The 20,220-nt window shown below is 48.5% G+C and carries 14 protein-coding genes and 2 rRNA genes; 9 read left to right on the forward strand and 7 right to left on the reverse strand.

Features of this window, described 5'->3' with window-relative positions:
* Both N836_RS70430 and rrf read left to right on the forward strand, forming a co-directional pair.
* Positions 1-999: ribosomal RNA gene (locus tag N836_RS70430) — 23S ribosomal RNA — on the forward strand; the annotation flags it as partial.
* Between the two features lie 96 nt (positions 1,000-1,095).
* Positions 1,096-1,212, forward strand: a 5S ribosomal RNA gene (rrf, locus tag N836_RS70435).
* Between the two features lie 127 nt (positions 1,213-1,339).
* Here rrf and menD read toward each other — a convergent pair.
* From menD to N836_RS70450, 3 genes are all read right to left on the reverse strand, one after another.
* Complete coding sequence (menD, locus tag N836_RS70440; RefSeq protein WP_023076710.1) at positions 1,340-3,103, reverse strand: 2-succinyl-5-enolpyruvyl-6-hydroxy-3-cyclohexene-1-carboxylic-acid synthase; 1,764 nt, start codon at positions 3,101-3,103, stop codon at positions 1,340-1,342.
* Entirely contained in the window at positions 3,100-4,521 is a 1,422-nt protein-coding gene (locus tag N836_RS70445) for an isochorismate synthase (RefSeq protein WP_023076711.1), read from the reverse strand. Before N836_RS70445 ends, menD begins: the two co-directional genes overlap by 4 nt.
* A gap of 440 nt (positions 4,522-4,961) precedes the next feature.
* Positions 4,962-6,677, reverse strand: coding sequence for a diflavin flavoprotein (locus N836_RS70450; RefSeq protein ID WP_023076712.1), 1,716 nt, complete (start codon positions 6,675-6,677; stop codon positions 4,962-4,964).
* Between the two features lie 282 nt (positions 6,678-6,959).
* Here N836_RS70450 and N836_RS70455 point away from each other — a divergent pair, with 282 nt between their 5' ends.
* Positions 6,960-7,883: an alpha/beta fold hydrolase gene (locus N836_RS70455; protein WP_023076713.1), complete on the forward strand. Its 924-nt coding sequence runs from the start codon at positions 6,960-6,962 to the stop codon at positions 7,881-7,883.
* 3 nt (positions 7,884-7,886) lie between these two features.
* On the opposite strand, the gene N836_RS70460 is transcribed toward N836_RS70455, so the two are convergent.
* The 3 genes from N836_RS70460 to N836_RS70470 form a co-directional block, all read right to left on the reverse strand.
* Positions 7,887-8,957: a serine/threonine-protein kinase gene (locus N836_RS70460; protein ID WP_023076714.1), complete on the reverse strand. Its 1,071-nt coding sequence runs from the start codon at positions 8,955-8,957 to the stop codon at positions 7,887-7,889.
* Positions 8,958-9,145: 188 nt separating this feature from the next.
* Entirely contained in the window at positions 9,146-10,243 is a 1,098-nt protein-coding gene (locus N836_RS70465) for a sensor histidine kinase (protein ID WP_031294591.1), read from the reverse strand.
* A 92-nt stretch (positions 10,244-10,335) separates the two neighbouring features.
* Positions 10,336-11,040: a response regulator transcription factor gene (locus N836_RS70470; protein ID WP_023076716.1), complete on the reverse strand. Its 705-nt coding sequence runs from the start codon at positions 11,038-11,040 to the stop codon at positions 10,336-10,338.
* 318 nt (positions 11,041-11,358) lie between these two features.
* On the opposite strand from N836_RS70470, the gene N836_RS70475 reads away from it, so the two are divergent.
* Positions 11,359-13,380 carry a hypothetical protein gene (locus tag N836_RS70475; RefSeq protein WP_023076717.1) on the forward strand — a complete coding sequence of 674 codons (2,022 nt, stop codon included), beginning with the start codon at positions 11,359-11,361 and terminating at the stop codon, positions 13,378-13,380.
* 4 nt (positions 13,381-13,384) lie between these two features.
* Here N836_RS70475 and N836_RS70480 read toward each other — a convergent pair whose 3' ends face one another.
* Positions 13,385-14,080, reverse strand: coding sequence for a DUF1028 domain-containing protein (locus N836_RS70480; RefSeq protein WP_023076718.1), 696 nt, complete (start codon positions 14,078-14,080; stop codon positions 13,385-13,387).
* Between the two features lie 260 nt (positions 14,081-14,340).
* Between N836_RS70480 and asnB the strand changes: the two genes are divergently transcribed.
* The 5 genes from asnB (at position 14,341) to N836_RS70505 (ending at position 20,006) form a co-directional block, all read left to right on the forward strand.
* Complete coding sequence (asnB, locus tag N836_RS70485; protein WP_023076719.1) at positions 14,341-16,359, forward strand: asparagine synthase (glutamine-hydrolyzing); 2,019 nt, start codon at positions 14,341-14,343, stop codon at positions 16,357-16,359.
* A gap of 8 nt (positions 16,360-16,367) precedes the next feature.
* Entirely contained in the window at positions 16,368-17,039 is a 672-nt protein-coding gene (locus N836_RS70490; RefSeq protein WP_023076720.1) for an amino acid ABC transporter permease, read from the forward strand.
* Between the two features lie 8 nt (positions 17,040-17,047).
* Positions 17,048-17,692 (forward strand): amino acid ABC transporter permease, encoded by a 645-nt coding sequence (locus N836_RS70495; protein WP_023076721.1) that lies wholly within the window; start codon positions 17,048-17,050, stop codon positions 17,690-17,692.
* Between the two features lie 104 nt (positions 17,693-17,796).
* A complete protein-coding gene (locus N836_RS70500; RefSeq protein WP_023076722.1) occupies positions 17,797-18,657 on the forward strand; it encodes a transporter substrate-binding domain-containing protein in 861 nt (286 codons plus the stop codon).
* A gap of 215 nt (positions 18,658-18,872) precedes the next feature.
* Positions 18,873-20,006, forward strand: a complete 1,134-nt coding sequence (locus tag N836_RS70505) for a TPM domain-containing protein (RefSeq protein WP_023076723.1) — start codon at positions 18,873-18,875, stop codon at positions 20,004-20,006.
* Positions 20,007-20,220: the final 214 nt, after the last annotated feature.

Below are 20,220 nucleotides of genomic sequence, written 5' to 3' on the forward strand. Positions count from 1 at the left end.
AACGGCGGCCGTAACTATAACGGTCCTAAGGTAGCGAAATTCCTTGTCGGGTAAGTTCCGACCCGCACGAAAGGCGTAACGATCTGGATGCTGTCTCGGAGAGAGGCTCGGCGAAATAGGATTGTCTGTGAAGATACGGACTACCTGCACCTGGACAGAAAGACCCTATGAAGCTTTACTGTAGCTTGGTATTGTGTTCGGGCTTTGATTGCGCAGGATAGGTGGGAGACTTTGATTTATACCTTGTGGGGTGTAATGAGTCGCTGGTGAGATACCACTCTATCAAGGCTAGGATTCTAACATTGACCGTTATCCGGTTAGTGGACAGTATCAGGTGGGCAGTTTGACTGGGGCGGTCGCCTCCTAAAAGGTAACGGAGGCGCGCAAAGGTTCCCTCCGGCTGGTTGGAAATCAGCCTACGAGTGTAAAGGCATAAGGGAGCTTGACTGCGAGAGTGACAACTCGAGCAGGGTGGAAACACGGCCTTAGTGATCCGACGGTACCGAGTGGAAGGGCCGTCGCTCAACGGATAAAAGTTACTCTAGGGATAACAGGCTGATCTCCCCCAAGAGTTCACATCGACGGGGAGGTTTGGCACCTCGATGTCGGCTCGTCGCAACCTGGGGCGGTAGTACGTCCCAAGGGTTGGGCTGTTCGCCCATTAAAGCGGCACGCGAGCTGGGTTCAGAACGTCGTGAGACAGTTCGGTCCATATCCGGTGCAGGCGCAAGAGCATTGAGAGGAGTCTTCCTTAGTACGAGAGGACCGGGAAGAACGCACCTCTGGTGTACCTGTTATCGTGCCAACGGTAAACGCAGGGTAGCCAAGTGCGGAGCGGATAACCGCTGAAAGCATCTAAGTGGGAAGCCCACCTCAAGATGAGTGCTCTCATGGGATAACCCAGTAAGGTCACGGGAAGACGACCCGTTAATAGGTTCTAAGTGGAAGTGCAGCAATGTATGAAGCTGAGGAATACTAACAGACCGAGGGCTTGTCCTATCAGTCATGGTTTTCATCTCGAATTACCGATGTGTTCGACAATATCTATGCAGTTTTTCAGGGCTCTACTGAAGCAGCAGTAAGCTCGATAACATTCCTGGTGCCAATGGCGGTGTGGTCCCACTCCGATCCATCCCGAACTCGGTTGTGAAACGCACCTGCGGTGAAGATAGTGAGGGGGTTGCCCCTTGTGAAAATAGCTCGGTGCCAGGGTCCTATTCAAGAAGCGCGTTGTTCCTCACCTGGAGCAGCGCGCTTCTGTCTGTGATTGATCTTGAATGTCACATATCTTGATGATTGCGTCGTCTGTTTACTTTGCTATAGGTACAACAACACTGTGTCACTGATGAATACCATTTGCAAGCCAAACAATTTCTGTTTGCCTCCACTTGGTGTCAGCTTTTCGATTAGTGCAAAATTCCAACACATGTAGATTTTTCTGTCTGTTGAACTGTAAATCTTTTAGTTGCTTAATTAACTGCTCCCAAGTTTGAATCAAGTTATGTCTAATGCCGTAAGCTGCACATAATTTTGAAATATTAACAGATTGGGGCATAGCAAAGTATTTTTCAAAAGGTGGGTTAAAGTTTGACATAGGCAGCATTTCAAAAATTCCACCCCCTTCATTATTAATTACAATCACGGTTAGGGAACCCTTTAGAGAAGGATAATTGAGCAGACCATTAGTATCATGGAGAAAAGCGAGGTCTCCTGTTAGCAAAAGACTATTTTGGCTATGATGGGTAATACCCATGGCAGTAGATAACGTTCCATCGATCCCATTAGCACCTCGGCTAAAGTAGGGTTGAATATGGCGGTCGTTGGGCTGCCAAAAGGATTCCATATCGCGGATAGGCATGCTGTTGGCAATGATGACTGAGGTTCCTTGGGGTAGATATTGTGAGAGAACCCAGGAGATTTTTCCCTCAAAGGGAATTTTGACTGCTTTGATTGCTTGGTAAAGTTTTTCCCTTAAAGTCCTCTCATAGTCAAGCCATTGTTGGCAATGTTGGCTGATATCTTGGCTAAAAGTGCTTGATTCTGTCGATGAGATGATGAGCTCTCCTAGATGCTCTACTGAAATTTCCAGGATTTGAGTCTTTCCATGTAGAGGATCTACATTTGTAGTGTGAGGTGTAACTTGCCAAGTAAAGGGTTGGTGGTGTTGTAGCCACTGGCGTAATATTTTGCTGGTGGGTAGTGGGCCTAGTTGTATTACATGATGAGGAATCAGTTGCTCGGCAGCAATAGTGTTTCGTAGTAAACTATCGTAGGTGCTAATCAGGTATGGGTTAAGAGACTGATAATTGCGAACTGGAGAGAGTCCATCTGCGAGTACAGGCCATCCTAAGATTTTAGAAATTTGAGCAACAGCTTGACAGTAAGTCTCGGAACACTCAGGTTGAGCGGGCCCTGCAATAATAATACCTGTCTTGACCTTGGTCCAAGATTCTAGAAGGTTTGTTGGTAGTTCCTGTAGTTTTTTTTCTCCCATATAGGGAGGAGAAATAGCTGTAAAAAAATCTGCTTCAGATAATGATGGTTCTGGAGAGTCTTTTATGGGAGCCAGCGGATCTCTGAATGGACAGTTAATATGTACTGGACCAGGGCTAGGAGAGAAGGCTTTCCTCCAACTCTGCACCATAGTTTGTCTAGCGTAGCTGAGGAGATTGACTTCTGGTACAGCCATCTCGGTATACCAGTTTACAAAAGTACCGAATAGCTTTTGTTGATCAATGGTTTGGCCTGAACTGCAGGCACGCATTTCAGGGGGGCGATCAGCTGTGAAGATCAGTAGAGGAACGTGGCTTTCGTAAGCTTCGATGATGGCAGGGTAAAAGTTAGCACCGGCTGTTCCTGACGTACAAACCAGGATTACAGGCTGGTGTAGCTGCTTAGCACACCCTAGGGCAAAAAAGGAGGCTGAGCGCTCATCTAGAATTGGAATGGTCTCAATTTTAGGGTGACGAGCCAATGCCACCGTCAGCGGTGTAGATCGAGAGCCTGGACAAATGATAGCGGTAGTTAACCCAAGGCGGCTTAAGGTTTCTATGAGTACTGATGCCCATAGGGTATTTGTGTTGCGATAATCTAATGTACTCACACTAAAGCCCCTAGCAGTGCCTGTAGTTTGAGTTTGATCTCTGCCAGTTCGCTGCGGGGATTTGACTGAGCGACAATTCCGGCACCCGCAAATAATCTTGCCTGGCGACCATTAATCAGAGCTGAGCGAATCCCTACAACAAATTCACTGTTACCATTGGTATCAATCCATCCAATAGGGGATGCATAAGGGCCTCGATCGAAAGATTCTGTTTTTTTCAGTAGTTGATTAGCGGTTAGTCGAGGCAATCCGGCGACCGCAGGGGTAGGATGTAATCTTTTAACTAAATCGAGGGGTTTAAGATGATTTGGTAAATATGCCTGAATGGGTGTATGTAAATGTTGGATGTTTGCTAGACGCAGTATTGCTGGCGAAGTGTCAAACATGGGGGTTAGACCTAGTTGAGTTAGCTGCTCAGCGATGAATTCAACAACGACCTGATGTTCATAGCGTTCTTTGGGGTTGCTGATCAAATTTTCAGCAATAATTTGATCAGTTTTAAGATTGTTTCCTCGATCTGCAGAACCTGCCAGGGCATCCGTTGTAAGCTGTTTACCGGTGTCTGATGTGGTAATACTCAGTAGTCTTTCTGGACTTGCTCCGATAAAAACAGGGCCTTTTCCATTGCTGAACGAAAAAATACAGCAGTCACTGTAGGCTATACCGAGAGCTTTGAGCGATTTTGGAATGTTAAAGGGGTTAGCGGATAATACATCCAATGCGTCGGCGAGAACTATTTTGTGAAGTGTAGAACTCTTGAGCGTGGGCAATACATTGCTAACCATCTGCTGAAAGTTGCCTACGTCTCTAATAACTTTTGGAGTCTGTAATGCTCTAGAAAATGATGTAAGAGAAATATTTATGGTCTTTTCTGCAGCTGTTTCGAGGGCCTGAAGTCTTTGTCGGATGTCATCGACTATTCGAGTTATGTTGACGGCATCGTCAATGAGATAGTTTAAGCTAGCGGTTGTTTGTCCATTACGTTGAAGGATTTGTAGCTGAGGAACAAATACCTGGGCTGGCTTAAATAAGCCTTTAGTCTGTTCAAAAAAAGTGAATCCACATAGAAAATAAGGTTGAACAATGGGGCCGTTCTGATTTGGTGAAAGAATTCGACGTTTCCAGACATCTACAAACTGTTGCATGCGCTCAAACCGATCGGGTCCAGCAGTTTGCTGAATGATGGTTATGCCTAGGCCTAGAAGAGTATATTGAGGCGTCGAATAGTAAAAATGTATTGGGTATTTTTCTTCTAGCTGTTGTAGAGCAAGCCAGGGCTCAATCACACTGATGGGGACCGTAAAGTTGGCTAGTTTGGCATGCTGGTCACGGGTTGCCTGTCGCTGGCAATCTGACAAAAATCCATAAATTTCTTTACATCTTTTGAAAAGGTCAGACTGATATGGCGCAACGGTCATAAATCTATATTGAACAATGATTCTAAATGATGAAATATTTCTACAGGTAACATACTTTTAGCTGTATAGGCTAGTTGTTTTATGTGCATGTAAAGAGTCATGAATCCTTTTGGAAAATAGTAGCCAAGCGTCGAATTTGGTGCTTTTTCCTGGATTAGGTTTTATTTTTATTTTCAAGCTCCTATAAAAATATGCAGCAAATAACAAGCTGATTTTGCTGCCAAAATGGAACAGCTATTAGCAGCTTGATCGGGGGGCTATGGAAAAATCGCTGAGGAATGAATGGTGTATTGAAAAGCGATTTTATAATTTAAAGGGTCAAGAAAATAAATAACAGTGGAGAGTCTTAGGCAATTAGAAAGGCGACTTTAATTGATATGCCGTCTCTAGTCTTCAAGAATGCTCTTTTGTGCTCTTCTTATAAACATCTTGATTGAGTGCTAGTAATGGTTTCCGGTTTTACGGTGGTGAACAGCTGTTTTAATATTGCTATCTAGAACTTGACCGCTGTCAATTGTGGCGTAAACAACCCAATGATCACCACAATCCATGCGATTTTTGACGGTACATTCCAGGTATGCGATCGCATCCTTAAGGATATAAGCTCCGTTATCAGCCACGTCAATATCCACACCCTCAAATCTATTTTCCCCTGGAGTAAATGGTTTAAGAAATTGTTTCATGGGGCCTAAATGCTTACCTTCCCCCAAAATATTTAGAACAAATGGATTGCCAGGATAAATTAACGTTTCGATGGCCCGTTCTTTAGCAACAGCGACGGTAAATCCAGGGGGACTGAAGGTAGCTTGGGCGACCCACGAGGCCAACATGGCGCTAGCCACTTCACTTTGTTTGGCTGTGACGACACATAGCGACCCGACAAGTCTACCAACGGCCTTTTCAACATCGCTAGCAGGGGTGCGGGGAGCTTTAGCACGTCTGGCCTTTTTCAAGGCTTGGGCAAAATCGGTGCCTGCCTCTTCGCAATACTTAAGGGTGACCTCATCGGGCTTGAATTTTACCCGAATAGGGTCAAAACCAAAGCTGTAGCCGCCGTCCCGTAGTTTACTTTCGAGCAAATCAATGGCTTCACCACTCCAACCGTAGGAGCCAAAGACACCGGCTAGCTTACTTTTAGACGCATTAGAAAGTAGGAGTCCCAGGGCTGTTTGGATTTGAGTTGGAGCATGCCCCCCCAAAGTGGGAGAGCCGATAATAAACCCTGCACAGGTTTCAGCTGCAGTCTTGATCTCGCTTTGAGGGGCTTGTTCAGCATTGATGGACTCGACGGCAACGCCTGCTTTAGTGATGCCACGGGCAATGGCTTGGCCAATAGTGGCTGTATTGCCGTAGGCCGATGCATAAATCAAAGCAACGCTCAGGGTTTGTTGCTTTTGCTGAGCGCACCATTGTTGATAGTGCTGGGTGAGTTCATGGATACCGTATTTCACCATAGGCCCATGACCTGCACCGTACAGGTGGGCCGGGAACTCACTGAGTTTTTCAAGGGCCGTGGCTACCTGTTTGGCATTGGGGGCCATGACGGTGTCGAAATAGTAACGACGGTCCCCTAGCAGCTGATTCCAGTTGAGGTCGTAGGCGTCATCGTTACAAATATGGGCGCTAAAAAATTTATCGGTATAAAGCGTGCAGGTACTGGGGTCATAGGTACTCAGACCGTCAGGCCAGCGGGGGGTAGGCACCGGCATAAACTGCAGCTGGTGGCCCTGACCGAGATCAAGAATATCGTCGGCATTCTTGATAATGAATAAAGGATTTTGTAAGGGAAGCTCAGCGGCTTTAAGTGCGATCGCACCCGGATTAGAACAGACAATTGTCACCTGCGGAGCTTCACTGACCAGGTGCTGCAAGGTTTCTAGTCGGTTGGGATTAACGTGCCCCAGAATGATGTAATCCAGCTGATCGAGGGAAATCTGCGATCGCAGCGCCTCTAAAAAAATAGTTGTAAACGATCCTCCTGGCGGGTCAATTAAAGCCACCCGATCGGCATTGATCAAATAAGCATTAGCCGTTGTTCCTTTCTCTAAAGCATATTCAATCTCGAAACGCAATCGATTCCAGCTGCGAGAGCGCAGAGCGAGGGTATCGGTGGCGATAGGTAATATTTGAACATCCCTCTGTTTTATCTCAGTCATACTACGCCTCGCTGTCCCCGGTGAATGGTGATAAGTTTTCAGGGAACTTATCGAATCATTGGCACTTGTTTCTTAACCTATCTTAAAGGTATCTGTAGTCAGCCACTATTGGTTCCTTTAATAGCAGGCTGCTTGAAATTACATGATAGTTATCATCTGCCCGTGGAAATCTTTTCCACGGGCAGATGATTGTTTTCTTAAAGCCCACATTGCTGCCTTTAACTGGGATGGCGTTAAAGGCAGCAATGTGCCATAACCCTATGTAGTAGCTTGAGTAAACCTATGCAGCGAGCCCAAGCCCTGACCCGTCCTGACCTGGGACATCAGCGTTTTTGGTACTGGCGAGGCTGGCGTGTGCGCTATACCTACATCAGACCCGATACTCCAGCCGCTCAACAGCAGACACCGATGCTGTTAGTTCATGGCTTTGGTGCCAGTTTAGAACAGTGGCGTTCAAATTTGAGGATGTGGGGGCAGCAGCGACCTGTCTATGCTTTGGATCTTCTGGGTTTTGGTCATTCCCAAAAGGCGGCAGTAATTGTGGGGGCTGAGTTCTGGCAAGAGCAACTCTATGATTTTTGGCAAGCTTTGATTGGTCAACCAATAGTTTTAGTGGGGCATTCCCTGGGGGCATTAGTGGCGTTGACTGCTGCAGCCCGGCATCCAGCCATGGTCAATCGACTAATTTTGTTGACCTTACCTTTGGCCCGCCAGGAACTGGTATCCGGCTGGCTCGATCGCTGGGCGCGGGGAGTGGAAGGTATATTTGCAACGCCCTTGCTGCTGCGTCCCTTGTTTAGCTTAGTGCGTCAGCCGGGAGTCATTCGGCGAGTATTGATGAGTATTTACCAACGACCTGATCTGTTGAATGATGAGCTAGTTGAGCTATTTACGCGCCCCACCTTGGAACGCGGGGCCGCTCGTACACTGTGCTATCTGGTGAAATCTCGGACTAAGACAGAGTTTAGTGATGCCACTGCAGACTTGCTACAGCAAGTATCCATCCCAGTGCTTTTACTGTGGGGAACTGAGGATAATGTGTTACCCATCAAGTGGGGGCAACAGATTTTGGCCTCGAATCCACAAATCACGTACCGAGCCATTGAGGGGGGTGGCCACTGCCTCTATGATGAAGCGCCCGATAGTGTGGATGAGGTGATCCACACCTGGCTGGAGACTGCCCAGGGCTCGGTTTCCTCGCAGTAGGGTTTATTGGGGAAATGCAGATCCGGTGCTAGGACGATTTTTTGTGTGCTGACGTTGCCGTAACCGTCGAATAGCGGCTGCCCGGCGCTGGATTGGGGATTGATTCTGTTCGATGTTGTTCAGTTTTTCTGAGTCCGATGTCCCTGCTGCTTTAGGGACTCGATTGAGACATCGTTCCAAATTGCTGTAGTGGGCATCAAGTTGGAGCGCCCGTTGCACCTCATCAATGCGTTTAAAACGCTCTGATAAATCGGTAGTTAGCATTTTGGCCAGCAATCGTTCAAAGGGCTTACTAATATTGACCGAACGTTGCCAGTTGATTTCTTGTGTATTGGGATCAATATCGAATTCTAAAGGGGACTTGCCTGTGAGCAGGTACAAGCAGGTGACGCCCAGGGCGTAGATATCGCTGCTGTAGGTGGGGCGTAGGGCCAGTTGCTCGGGGGGAGCAAACCCCATCGTGCCAACAAAGTGGGTGGTGGGACTAGCGGCGTGATCACCGGGGTCATCATCATAATGGAGACACTCACGCACAGCGCCAAAATCAAGTAGGACCAACCGATTATCATCACGACAGCGGATGATGTTGGGAGGTTTGATGTCGCGGTGGATGACCCGATTTCTATGGATATAGCGTATGGCTGGAAGAACTTCCGCTAAAAACTGTTTAACGACCGGCTCTTTTTGGGCTCCATTTTTGCGGACTTCACGGCTCAATGTATCCCCATGGACATATTCCTGAACTAGAAAAAATTCCCCTTTGAAGGTGAAATAGTCCAGCAGCATTGGTAGTTGTGAATGGCTGCCTAAACGACCCAGAATTCTAGCTTCGCGGCGAAAGCGCTGTTTGGCTCGTTCCAGGGCAATGGGGTGGCTAACTTTGGGAAATAGTTGTTTGATCACACACAGTGGCGAGCCAGGCAGCATGCGATCGCGGGCCAGGTGGGTAACACCAAAACCACCGCGACCCAAAATGCGCACTACCTCGTAGCGATCGCGAAAAAGCTGGCCAGAGTCACATAACTTTTTGCTGAGACGAGGATCTTGACGACCCTGGGAGTTAGATTCGGACATGAGCACAAAAAAGCGGACAGGTACTAGTCGCAGGCCAAGAAAAGCTCAATCAAGTGAGTTGCACTGCTTACGATAGCTTGCCAGCAATGAGTGTCCGCAGTGACGGTCATTGGATATTAATTATTATGACCTATCAGTTGATAGATTGTAATCCGCTGGGTCGCCGTCTATGTCAAAACTTAGTGGGTTTACGTAGCTTTCGGTAACCAAAATTGAAAGTTACTGCCCTGATTAATTTGGCTGAGAACGCGAATTTCCCCACCCTGTAATTCGACCAATCGTTTGCAGATAGCCAGACCAATGCCAGTCCCGCCAGATCTGCGATTACGTGAACGATCGGCTCGCCAAAATCGTTCAAAAACGTGGGGTAGATCCGACTCAGCGATACCAATTCCCGTATCTTGTACAGCAATCCATACTCGATCTTTTTGACACCAGGCACTGATCGTGATTTGTCCAATGTCCGTATATTGGAGAGCATTGCCCAGCAGATTTACCAAAATTTGTTCAGTACGAGCTGGGTCAGCGGTAACGGCAGGTAAATCTGCGGCTATCTCTACGACAATTTTCGGATTTTCAGATGTCAACTGCTGGTCACGGAATCGCTGAACGATCGGCTGGATTAGAGGCGGTAGGTTTAAGGTTTGTCGCTGCACTGGCAAATAGCCCGTTTCGATTTTAGAGAGTTCCTGTAAATCTTCCACCAGCCGTTGCAGTCGCTGAGTTTCGCGAATCAAACGTTCGTAGGTTTCAGGGGCAGCGGGCAGCTTTTGATCAGTAAGGGCTTCAAGATAGCCACGCACAATCGTGAGCGGTGTTCGGAGTTCATGGGATAGGTCACTGACTAATTCCCGCCGCTGCTGCTCTACCCGCTCTAACTCGCTGGCCATGCGATTAAAGCTATGGCCCAGCTGGTGCAGCTCTGGGATATCAGATGGGGGCACTCGGGCGGCCCAGTCACCGGCAGCAAAGCGCTGAGTGATCTGTTCCATCCGTATTAGCGGACGAATGATCCGTCGCGATAGCAGGTAGCTGATGCCACCCGCTGCTCCTCCACCTAACAGAACCGACCAGACCATACCCCGAGCCCAGGCATCGGTAAAACTGTCTAAAATTTGCCCACGCATTTGCTGAATCCGAATACCCCGACCTTCTAGACGTTCCAGGGTAACCACAAAGTATCGCGGGGTAGATAAACGACTAATACCTGCCAAGGCAATAATCGCGACGGCCATGACAATCAGATGGGAAATAAATAATCGGGTCCTTAAAGGGACTTTAGGCATAGCCAATTAGGGGAGTTTTGAGGTGTACATCCTAAACTTTGAACGAGGTGTTGAACTCAAAACTTAGATTTCAAAATTAAGCACACGTATCGTTAATCTTCAAATCGATAGCCAACACCGACAACGGTTTTAATAAATCTTGGCTGAGTGGGATGGGGTTCAATCTTTTTACGCAGGCGAGCAATGTGGGTATCAACGACTCGTTCATCCCCAAAAAAATTATCTCCCCAGAGTTTTTCAATCAGCTGAGGGCGGTTCCAGACACGACCGGGATAGCTCAAAAATGTGGCTAGCAAATCAAACTCTAATGGAGTTAAATCAAGGGCTGTTATGGTTGAACTTTGCTCAGGATGTTTGTAAAGTACCGAGCGCTGATCTAGATCGATCGTAAAGTGGAGAGTCTGATGGGTGTGACTCGGTTCTGTTCCTCGGAGACTGCGCCGTAACAACGCGCGTACCCGAGCAACCAGCTCCCGCGGACTAAAGGGTTTGACCATGTAGTCATCGGCCCCGGTTGAGAGACCAATAATGCGATCAATTTCTTCCCCTTTAGCCGTCAGCATTAGTATATAGGGATCTTTTTGACCAGGCATCCGGCGAATCCGAGCACATACTTCTAGGCCGTCTAAGCCTGGAATCATCAGGTCCAAAATAATTAGGTCTGGTTTGAAGATGGGGAAGCGTTCTAGGGCAGCGGGACCGCTGGTGCAGATTTCAGTTGTGAAATTCTCATTTGTAAGATACAGCTGAATAAGTTCAGCAATGTCGATTTCGTCTTCAACAATTAGGACATTCATCGCTCACACCAGACTGATAGAAACCATCGTTCAAATTGTAAGGACGGTTGATTTCTAGAGTAGCGTGAGCCATATATTTGATATTGATATTCTGGGGATTATGCCAATAGGTTTTGAACAAAGGGAAAAAGGGCTTGCGAAAACGCAAACAATAGGCCACTATTCAATAGCTTTAATACCCCTGAGCCCTTTCACATCTGAGCCAACGTTTGGGTAAGCTAAGGGCCAAATCCATGGTTGCATCATGCATTGGTTGTCTTTGGACAGTTATTTATTTAGGCGATTGCCTGGCTGGTTAACTTTGTGGAGGCGTAGAGCATGAGTCTAGCGTCGGCATTTACCTTAAGTCGTCTGGCGGCTGATTTGACCTACGATCTGAGTAGAGCACCGGAGGTGCCTGATCAGCTAACGGTGCAGTGTGCCGTTAGCCGGGGCAAGATCATGGTTTTGTTAGAAAGCCCCAATGTGGATACGGTGCCAGGCAACTATGTGTTTGCTCAGGTGGAGACCTTAATTCGTCATCGTCTGGAAATTGATGGTTTGCCAGTAGAGGCGGAGCATTTGGGGGCGATGGGGGAACCTATACCCATTAAGGTTTATCTAAAGCCAAAAGCTCATCCCAATCCGAGTGCCGTTCATCGGTTTAATTGGCTGTTGCAGGATAGTTCAGGCCCTATTTTGTTGGATGATGTGGCGCTGGATGATCAGGCCTTTGAGCCATTATTGAGTCGCCAACCGGAGGTGGCTCCCGTCAGCCTGTTCCATGAGGATGATGATGAGGTGACAGGGGATCTCTCAGAGGAAGAATTTTTATCGGGTGGTGACGAACTCTTATCTAGTAGCGGTCAACGATGGGGTGAGGCGTTGCCTTCTAGGGAAGAGTTTCAAGCGGATGACGATCAGCCGTCGATTGATGAGTTGCTCAACCTGGATGGTTTCTATGAGCAGCCGCCCGATGATACAGCTCATGTAGGGGAATCAGTGGCGTTTGAAGCTGATGAACCATGGGAACCTGAGGCAGACGATGGGCGTATACCTTCTGGTTTAGTGGCTGCAGGTATTGGCATTGCGGCAGTGTTTGGCACCCTGGGCTATGGGCTCAGTCGCCCCTGTGTGATTGGCGAGTGCGATCGCATTCAGCAAGCCCAGGCATTGGGCGATGCGGCTTTAATTGCCCTTAGGGACAAGCCCACCCCCCAAACTGTATTGGACATGAGTGAACAGCTAAATACCGCTGTGAACACCCTGAAACCGATTCCTCCGTGGTCACAGCATAGGGCCAGTGCCCAGGCATTATTAGCTGATTATCAAGGTGAAGCTGAGCTGCTCAATACGGTAGCCGAAGCCCAAGAGAATGCCCTTGTTGCTGCCCAAGAAAGTCAAGATCCACCCCATCCCATTGCTCACTGGGAGGGAATAGCTGAGCGCTGGCGTGAGACCATTGCTCAGCTGGAAGAGATTCCCATGGGCAGCCCGATCTATGCGGAATTTGTTGTGCCTAAGCTGCAAGAGTACCGAGGGAATTTGACCACGATTGAAGGGCGAATTGTGGCTGAACAAAAGGCGGAGGAAAATCTAAACCAGGCTCAGCTCAATGCTTCTTTAGCCAAGGATCAAGCGGAAATTGCCAACACACTATCAGCCTGGCAGACAGCGTTAGAGTCTTGGGATAAATCTGTAAAACAGATTCAACAGATTCCGCAGGGAACTATGGCCCATGGTGAGGCCAATAAGATCCTGACCCAATACGAAACAGATCTGGCTAAGGTCCGGACGCGCTATCAACAAGAACAGGCTGCTGACCAGTTTTATAACGAAGCCGTGCGCCATGCTGCGACCGCCCGTCAATATGAATCTGAAGAACAGTGGACGTTGGCGATGCTGAGCTGGCGTGATGCCATTACTCAGATGAAGGGAGTCCCTATGGGGACCTCACGCCATGCCGATGGCCAAACTCTGCTCAAAAACTATGAACCAGCGCTGTCCCGAGCCCAGGAAAATTTACGGTTAGCGCTGCGATTTGAAAAGGCAAAAGAGAACTTTGCCCGTGTTTGTCAGCCAACGTTTTGTCAGTTTGGGATGAAAGGCGGTACGGTGCAGTTATCTCTAGCTGAAAACTATGATGCCCTGGCAGATTTCTCCATTGCCGACCCGAATAACCGTGTGAGTGTACCGGCTTCGGATCAGATGATTGTTGCGGTCAATCAGCTGTTGCAGGAGGTGATCAACATTGGTAAGCGTACACAGCTGCCGATCGAACTCTACGGGGCAGACGGTGGTTTTATTGCTCGGTTTAGTCCTGAATTGGAAGGGTATGTAAAAACGTTAGTGGTCAGGTAAACCTTTACACCGCCTCGTCCAGCCAGGCAGCGTCCATGGTCAAGATCTGGGCGCGTTCAATGGGCATTGATTGACGGAAGGATTGATAGTAATCTTTGCAAGACTCTTCAAACAGGGTGCGGAGAGTGATAATGGGCTGTTCATGGTGATCCACCCGCAGGTCCAGGTGTGGGTAGGTACTGGTGTCCATAATGTAGAGAGCGGCTGACTGGCGACCACGTTTATCACCGCCAGCGGCGTCACCCTGTTCTAGTGCTAGCAACAGCCTTTCACTCAATGGTTTATGGGCTGTTTGCTGATAGGCGTCTGCCATCGCCAGCACTGTTTTTTTGTTAACAAGCATATTGCCAGCTACTGAAAAGCCGGGAAACGTAAAATGACCGGCCCAGCCAATACAGTCTTTCCCAGTCCAGGCCGCGGTTTGACCATGACAATTAACCAGGTGTAGCTGTCGCTGATCCCGTTCTGAGTCGTTCTGCAGTAGGCGCTGTAGGATTCTATCTGGTGATGCATGGCGACTGTGCTCCAGCAAATGCAGTCCCTGGATGCCAAGTAGAGGATTGGTTTGAGCCTGGGTTGCGATCGCACCCACCCCGGCTCGAACATGGGGCACCAGCGCCCCCACTGCCAAATGCTTAGTGGCCACCGCCACCCCTGTCATGCCAGTCTTTTCATCCCAGGCAACAATCGAAAAGGTCATAGCCCTAAACCGTACTTTTTAGAGATTAAAAATTGCCTAAAGAATTATTCGGATTACATAACATTAGCCACAGGTTACAAAAAGAAATGTTGTCTACGTAACGCTCTGGCAAATTTCTGTCATCTCCCTGACTGGTAAGCGTTTAGTGGCAGCGCAGATTGTGGTAACGGAGCTAAACCCCCTCTAAAAAACTTGAGAGAGAGCGTATTTTCACGGAATCAACCGTTAGGATAAACCCGACATGTATCCAAGATGACAAAATGTGCGGCATTGCGGGCATCATGCACCATGATGCAAATCGACCCGTTGACCCAGAACAACTAGTGGCCATGGCGGCCATTCAATCTCACCGAGGCCCTGATGGTTTTGGGTATAAGACTCAGGCAGGCATTGGGTTTGCCCATGCCCGGCTCTCGATTATTGACCTCAACCCTAACCGGGGTCGTCAGCCCTTTGCCTCAGAAGATGGCCGCTATCTGATTGCCCATAATGGTGAGTTTTATGATTACAAGCGGTTGCGGGCCGATCTAACATCGCGAGGCTACCAGTTTGTGACCAAAAGCGATACGGAACTGGTGCTGCATCTGACGGAGCGCCTGGGGTTAATGGGGGCGCTGCCACACCTGCGGGGAGAATTTGCCTTTGCCCTGTACGAGCGGGATTCGGCACGACTGACCCTGGTGCGCGATCGCTTTGGCGTCAAACCTCTTTACTGGACTATGACCGATGAGGGACTCATTTTTGGGTCCGAAATCAAAGTATTATTTGCCCACCCGGCGGTACGACGGACATTTTCACCAGCGGGTCTGTATCACCAGTTAATGCAGACAATGGTGCCAGGAACCACCTGTTTTGAAGGGGTGCATGGGGTGCAGCCAGGCCAGATGGTGATCTGTGAGCGGCGAGATGGAGCCCTGCGGGTGCGTACCCAACCCTATTGGGATGTGGATTTTCCCTGCCCTGGCGACCGACATATTCTCAGAGAGGATGAGTATATTGAAACTCTGCGTCAGCACTTTGTAGAAGCGATTCAGCTCAGGCTAGAGGCGGACGTGCCTGTGGCCTGTTATCTCTCAGGAGGGATTGACTCTTGCTCAATTTTGGGTGTGGCGGCGGCCTGTCAACAATCTCCAGTTAAGGCATTTACCATTGGTTTTGACGATGGTGATTATGATGAAACCGCCATTGCCCAAGAAATGGCGGCAGCCGTTGGCGCAGATCAGGAGATTCTGATGGTGCCGGGGCATGAGCTCTATAATCATTTTGCTCGCACTATTTGGCACACTGAGCGCAGTATCTACAACACGTTTACAGTGGCCAAGCTACTCATGAGTGAGTATGTCCACCAAGCCGGTTATAAAGTTGTCGTCACAGGAGAAGGGTCAGACGAGTTGTTTGCTGGGTATCCACAGCTACGTCTGGATATGATTTTGCATGGTATGGACCATGCTTCTCCAACGGAGCGGGCTGAGTTGGAATCCTGGCTGCAGGAGAGCAATCAGTTATTTAAAGGTAATCTGTTGGCCCAAGAGCGGTTAAACGATGTCGCGCTGACCGAGTGTATTGGGTTTACTCCCAGCTGTTTGCAGTCCTGGCTATCGTCGGCTCCGTTGGTTATGCCCTTGCTCAGCCCAGACTATCAGCAGACCTTAGCCACCTATTCACCAGGGGAGGCCATTGCTAACACCCTGAACTCACAACAGTTGGCTGGGCGTCATCCGTTGGATAAGGCTCAGTATGTATGGATCAAAACTCAGTTTGAATCTCAGGTCTTAGGCTGGGCTGGGGATCGGGTGGATATGGCGAATTCCCTCGAAGCCAGACCGGCTTTCTTAGATCATCCTCTGGTGGAGTTTGCCGTGACGGTGCCGCCCAGCTTACGATTTCGCGATCGCAAAGACAAATACATCCTGCGGGAAACCATGAAAGAGCTATTACCCGCCACCCTATACAACCGTCAAAAGTTTGCCTTTATGGCCCCGCCTGCTCATACGGACCCGGTCAAACAAACCGCCATGTTGACATTGGCCAAACAATACTTATCAGCAGCTGCGATCGCAGCGACAGGTCTCCTGAACCCTGCAGCCGTAGCCGCACTATTTAATCGTCATCAGCATCGACGCACCCCCGTGGCCGAACAAGTCCAGCTGGATGCCATGATTAACCACCTTTTAAGCGTTCAGATCCTCCACGAACAATTTATTGCAGCAGATGTGCCTAAAATTGCCCAGGAGCGAGCCCGGACCTTGGGCTGGCAAGCGGCAACAGTGACAGCTTAGGATAAATAATGACCTATCGATTTCAGTTTCAAGTCATCTGGGACAATTGGGATCTGTTGTTGGAGGGGGTAGGGCTGACCTTACAGCTGTCTGCTCTGGCCATCGCCTTGGGGATGCTTGTGGGGGTTGTTGGTGCTCTCTGCCGCACTTCGGGTAACCGCTATTTAGGGATGCTAGCGGCCACCTATGTGGAGGCGATTCGCAATACCCCCTTTCTTGTACAGCTACTGTTTATTTTTTTTGGCATTTCCAGTTTAGGACCGCGACTGGGCAGCGGTCAGGCCGCTTTGTTTGCCCTCACCATTAATTTTGGAGCTTACGCTACCGAGATCATTCGTGCTGGAATTCAGTCCATCGATCAAAGCCAAATTGAGGCGGGCATGTCCCTGGGGTTGACCCGACAGCAGATATTTCGTCTGGTGGTGCTCAAGCCTGCTATTGCCAATATTTACCCGGCCCTGACCAGCCAAATGGTGTTGCTGTTGTTGCTGTCCAGCGTGGTGTCCCAGATTTCAGCTAAGGAGCTGACGTTTATGGGCAATTTTTTGAGATCGCGCACCTTCCGAGACTTTGAAGTCTACTTTGCTTTGGCCATTATCTATGTGTTGTTAGCCCTTAGCTTCAAGCTCCTGGCCCAGCTGTGTCACCGTCGTCTATTCACCTTCACCCGCTATATCTGAGGGATGATATGAGAGATTTTAGTCACTTAGATATTGTTTTTGCCTTGTTGTGGGCCGCCCGCTGGACTCTGCTACTATCATCCATCGCCTTTGTCTGTGGAGGGCTGGCTGGTTTTCTCCTAATGCTAATGAGAATCTCTCCGTTTCGTCCCCTCAAATACATCAGTTGGGGCTACCTGGAAATTGTCCAAGGCACACCGCTGCTCATTCAGTTTTTGTTAGCATTCTTTGGCATCAGCATTTTAGGCATTGAAATCAGCCCGTGGATGTCTGCAACCCTGGCCCTGACTACCTTTACTAGCGCCTTTCTCGGTGACATTTGGCGTGGTTCAGTTGAATCAATTCCCACTGGACAGTGGGAAGCGTCTAAGGCCTTGAGTATGAACTACTTTCAACAGCTAGGACTGGTTATTCTACCCCAGGCTATGCGTCGCTCCATTGCCCCAACCGTTGGCTTTCTAGCCCAGGTAATCAAAGGAACCTCCCTAGCCTCCGCCATTGGCTTTGTTGAACTAGCCCGCTCAGCCACCAATATTACCAATGTGACCTTTGAACCATTTTTTGTATATTTGATTACAGCAATTGTTTACTTTGCCATTTGTTTCCCAATTTCTGTTGCCAGTAGAAAACTAGAGAAATCCTTAGCTTACTGAAATTGGAATGTAATCCAGGATACAGTGAGTCCTATTCAGCCTGCTACGGTGGGCCTATCGTACATTCCTTAGACCCATAAGGATTTGAGTGAGGACTATTGACCATGGGTTTTTCTATCCCCAGACGGTGGTGGCAAACCATTTCTATTGCTGTGATCGCCTGTGTGTTTTCATTGGTTGCTGTGGCCTGTGCTGGTGGCGGCAACTCTCCTAGCGTAACCGCGCAGGATGATGTGGCTGTTGTTTCGAGTCTCGATCGCATTATTGAAGCTGGCACCATCAAAATTGCGGTACCCCAAGATTTTGCCCCGTTTGGATCTGTTGATGCCAGCGGCAACTTAGAAGGCTACGACATTGACGTCGCTAACTTAATCGCTGAAGACCTGGGTGTTGAGCTAGAGCTAGTGCCCGTGACTAGCGACAACCGCATTCCGTTTTTGCAAACCAATAAGGCAGATTTGGTGATCTCCAGTATGGGAGCTAACCCTGAGCGCGCCAAATCTATTTTCTTCTCAATTCCCTATGCTCCGTTTTTCTCAGGTATTTACGGCTCGTCAGAACTTTCTGATGTTGGGGGTTTTGACGATCTCGGTGGCTATAAAATAGGAGTCACCCAAGGCACCCTAGAAGACCTAGAGCTGTCCGATGCTGTTGGCGAAGACGTGCAGATAGAACGCTTTGCCGACAATAGTCTCACAGCTTCCTCCTTAATTTCAGGTCAGGTGGATATGATTGCTACGGGCAATGTTGTTGCTTCTGAACTATCAAAAAACAATCCTGACAAGAACATTGAAGGCAAATTTATTATCAAAGAATCTCCAGCCCACATTGGTTTACGGCGTGGAGAAGTCGATTTACTCCAGTGGGTGAATACGTTTGTCTATCACAAACGTCTGGGGGGTGAATTAGATGACTTTTCTCAAAAATGGCTAGGTGAGCCGCTACCGCCACTGCCTGCCTTTTAAGAGGATGCTTTAAAGGCAGCATTCTTTACTGAATAGGCCTGCTGCCCCTTAAATCTCCTAAAAATTGGGAGATTTAAGGGGCAGTCAGAATATTTGACACTTTTCAAACAACCTCTATCTGTAAATTTTATAAGGTTGGCTCGCCCCTATAAAACTATCCGAAATAGGGTCCTACAAACCTGTAGATAGTAGTGACTCGTCAGGTGCTCGTAACTATGTTTAGTCTGCCCACCATGTCTGCTCGCTGGATGCAGAGAGGGATGCTTATGATGGTAGGTGCGATCGCAACTTACCTATTGGCTCAGGCCAACATATCACCATCCTGGGCTCAGACTGGCTATCCTACAGCGAACGATCCATACCTGAATGACTATGCTCAGGTCATACGCCCAGAAGATGCCGCCAGTATTCGGCAGTCATTAGCCACCCTAGAAGCTAACCAGGGGATTGAGGCCGTAGTCCTCACCATTAACTCAATTCAAGACTACGATACTGGAGATAGCACCATCGAATCGTTTGCCACTAACCTATTTAATAGCTGGGGAATTGGCGATGCTGATAAGAACGATGGCATTTTAACCCTGGTGGCCGTTAGCGATCGTAACGTCAGAATCGAAGTTGGGGCTGGCTATGGAAACTCCTTAGACTTTGCAATGCAGTCTGTCATTGATGAGTACATGGTGCCGAATTTTAAGCAAAACGACTACAGCAGTGGGATTGTACAAGGTACTGAAGCAATTATTCGACGTTTAACAATACCTGAAGAGACAGCGGCACAGCCCTCATCCCCTCAGTCGGCTAGCCCTGATGTTTCACCTTCATATGAGATTCAGAACAACAACTATCAGTCATGGTTACTGGGCGGTGGTGTAGCTGGTTTAGGCGGTATTGGTTTAACATTGAGGCAATTTTTACGCTACCGTCGTCGTCGTTGCCCAGATTGTGGAACAGATATGATTCGTCTAGATGAGAGTAGTGACAACCAGTATCTAGACGAGGGACAGAATGCAGAAGAGCAACTGGGCTCTGTTGATTATGATGTTTGGCAATGCCCTAACTGCACCAGCTATGATATCAATCGCTATGGCAATTTGTTTTCTCAGTACAAAACCTGTAGAGGGTGTCATTACAGAACTCTTTTATCGAGACGAGATGTTATTCGCCCAGCCACTTATTATTCTTCAGGAACTGCTCGGGTAACGGAGACATGTCAGCACTGTTCTTATGAGAATACCTACACGGTGACGATTCCCAGGAAGAAAAGGTCAAGTGGCAGTAGCTCGTTTGGAGGCGGCTCTTCTTCAGGAGGAGGTCGCTCTTCAGGTGGTGGAGCCAGTGGTAGCTGGTAGTAAACCGTTTTTTGGCTGATGATCTTTTCTGAGGTGATGTTGCGGTAAAAGCTGGATTACATTCACAATATAATCCGGTAAAGCGCTGGTATGTGGATGATCCGGCCCACTGGCGGTATTCGGGCTATCGAAATTACCTGGGAGAAGCAGGACTATTGCCGATCACTCCTCTCTAGCCTTGGTCCCAGGCTCTGCCTGGACCGTCTCTGGGAGG

It is taken from the genome of Leptolyngbya sp. Heron Island J (assembly GCF_000482245.1).
Lineage (GTDB): Bacteria > Cyanobacteriota > Cyanobacteriia > Phormidesmidales > Phormidesmidaceae > Leptothoe.